We start from the raw sequence: 409 nt of genomic DNA, 5'->3' as shown, positions 1-409 counted from the left end.
GACTTCGCCTTTGCGCCCGCTGTGTGCGCCCGCCCGTACGCTCCTCTCCTGCACCCTGCGGAAAGCCGCAGGTCAGGCACGGGTTCATGCGTGAGCCCGCGTCACTTCCCGTCATCTCTCGTCATTTCTCGTACGGACGGTCATGAACAACAGACGCAAGAAGCAACTCCTCGACGCCGTGGGCCCCTTGCTGACCCAGGGCGAGCAGGCCGAACTCGCCTCGCTCGCCAAGGTCGGCTCGGTCTCCGCCAAGCGCCGGGTGCTCACCACGGCGGTGGTCGGCGCGCTCACCGCCGGCGCCGTCATCGCCATCGCGCAGCCGCGCCCCATGTACTGGGTGCTCACCGACCGCCGACTCCTCTTCGTGGAGGCCGTCCAGGGCAGCGGCCGGCCCGGCAAGCTCCTGATG

The 409-nt window shown here is 69.2% G+C and carries 1 pseudogene; it reads left to right on the top strand.

Annotated elements, in window-relative coordinates:
• Nucleotides 1–142 precede the first annotated feature (142 nt).
• Nucleotides 143–409, top strand: a pseudogene (locus IH48_RS0132450) (hypothetical protein); the annotation flags it as partial.

Origin of the sequence: Streptomyces sp. NRRL F-5126 (genome assembly GCF_000721265.1) — a bacterium.
Taxonomy (GTDB): domain Bacteria; phylum Actinomycetota; class Actinomycetes; order Streptomycetales; family Streptomycetaceae; genus Streptomyces.
Note: the sequence above shows the minus strand (reverse complement) of the source record. Positions and strands in the feature narration are given on the sequence as shown.